General features: G+C 50.1%; 1 protein-coding gene. It reads left to right on the top strand.

The annotated features are described in order from the left end of the window. Position 1: 1 nt before the first annotated feature. Entirely contained in the window at positions 2-2,227 is a 2,226-nt protein-coding gene (psaB, locus tag DP116_RS27950; RefSeq protein WP_169158211.1) for a photosystem I core protein PsaB, read from the top strand. The last annotated feature ends 1 nt before the right edge of the window (position 2,228 follow it).

Raw genomic sequence — 2,228 nt, 5'->3', positions numbered from 1 at the left:
TATGGCAACAAAATTTCCAAAATTTAGCCAGGATCTAGCACAGGATCCGACGACGCGTCGGATCTGGTATGCGATCGCAACGGGGAATGATTTTGAAAGCCACGATGGCATGACAGAAGAAAATCTTTACCAAAAGATTTTCGCGACTCACTTCGGTCATGTGGCAATCATCTTCCTATGGGCATCGAGCCTGCTGTTCCATGTGGCCTGGCAAGGTAACTTTGAACAGTGGATAAAAGATCCTCTTCACATCCGTCCAATCGCTCACGCAATCTGGGACCCCCACTTCGGGAAACCAGCAATAGAAGCGTTTACCCAAGGCGGCGCGAGCTATCCAGTCAACATCACCTACTCCGGCATCTACCACTGGTGGTACACCATTGGTATGCGGACGAACAATGAGCTGTATATAGGTTCAGTGTTCCTGTTAGTACTATCGTCTGTCTTCTTGTTCGCTGGTTGGTTGCACTTACAGCCCAAGTACCGTCCGAGCTTGGCTTGGTTTAAGAGTGCAGAACCACGTTTGAACCACCACTTAGCAGGTTTGTTCGGTGTGAGTTCTTTGGCTTGGGCAGGTCACTTAATTCACGTTGCCATTCCCGAATCTCGTGGACAGCACGTAGGTTGGGACAACTTCCTAACCACCCTGCCGCACCCAGAAGGTTTGACACCATTCTTTACAGGAAACTGGGCTGTTTACGCTCAGAACCCGGACACAGCAAACCATGTGTTTGGTACATCTCAAGGTACAGGGACAGCGATTCTAACATTCTTGGGTGGTTTCCATCCCCAGACTGAATCACTGTGGCTGACCGATATGGCTCACCACCACCTGGCGATCGCGGTGATCTTCATCATTGCCGGTCATATGTACCGGACGAACTTCGGCATTGGTCACAGCATCAAAGAAATGCTCAACGCCAAGAATTTCTTTGGCAGCAAAACCGAAGGTCAGTTCAACCTGCCTCACCAAGGACTGTACGACACATATAACAACTCCTTGCACTTCCAGTTGTCTATTCACCTGGCAGCGTTAGGAACCGCTCTTTCCTTGGTAGCGCAGCATATGTACGCGATGCCTCCTTACGCGTTCATCGCTAAGGACTACACAACCCAAGCAGCTTTGTATACGCATCACCAATACATAGCTGTGTTCTTGATGCTCGGTGCTTTTGCTCACGCGGCAATATTCTGGGTACGTGACTACGACCCCGAGCAAAACAAAGGCAACGTACTAGACCGTGTTCTCAAGCATAAAGAAGCAATCATCTCGCACCTGAGTTGGGTCTCGTTGTTCTTGGGCTTCCACACCTTGGGTCTGTACGTCCACAATGACGTAGTGGTAGCATTTGGCACGCCAGAGAAGCAAATCCTGATTGAGCCAGTGTTTGCACAATTCATTCAGGCTTCTCACGGAAAAGTGCTCTACGGCTTGAACGTTCTGTTATCTAATCCAGATAGCATTGCAGCCACTGCTTGGCCTAACTACGCTAACGTTTGGTTACCAGGCTGGCTGGATGCCATCAACAATGGCACCAACTCCCTGTTCTTAACCATCGGTCCTGGCGACTTCTTGGTTCACCATGCTTTTGCGTTGGCGATCCACACAACAGTTCTGGTACTGGTAAAAGGTGCTTTGGATGCGCGTGGTTCCAAACTGATGCCCGATAAAAAGGACTTCGGTTACGCCTTCCCCTGCGACGGTCCAGGTCGTGGTGGTACTTGCGACATCTCCGCTTGGGACGCGTTCTACCTAGCGACGTTCTGGGCATTGAACACCGTAGGTTGGGTGACGTTCTATTGGCACTGGAAGCATCTAGGTATTTGGCAAGGAAACGTCGCACAGTTCAACGAGTCTTCTACATACCTGATGGGCTGGTTCCGTGATTACCTGTGGGCGAACTCCGCTCAATTAATCAACGGTTATAACCCCTACGGCGTGAACAACCTGTCTGTGTGGGCTTGGATGTTCCTGTTCGGACACCTAGTTTGGGCGACAGGCTTCATGTTCCTGATCTCTTGGAGAGGTTACTGGCAAGAGTTGATTGAAACTTTGGTTTGGGCACACGAGCGTACTCCTTTGGCGAACTTGATTCGCTGGAAAGACAAGCCCGTTGCTCTGTCGATCGTTCAAGCTCGTTTGGTGGGCTTAACTCACTTCGCTGTGGGCTACGTCTTTACCTACGCAGCATTCCTGATTGCCTCTACTGCTGGTAAGTTTGGTTGAT

Origin of the sequence: Brasilonema bromeliae SPC951, from assembly GCF_012912135.1 — a bacterium.
GTDB lineage: Bacteria > Cyanobacteriota > Cyanobacteriia > Cyanobacteriales > Nostocaceae > Brasilonema > Brasilonema bromeliae.
The sequence above is the reverse complement of the archived record's forward strand: the minus strand, read 5'-3'. Positions and strand labels throughout refer to the sequence as shown.

What these genes read in the sequence shown, in the direction of transcription:
- psaB (WP_169158211.1), top strand. Translation starts at nt 2, where the DNA reads ATGGCAACAAAATTTCCAAAATTTAGCCAGGATCTAGCACAGGATCCG.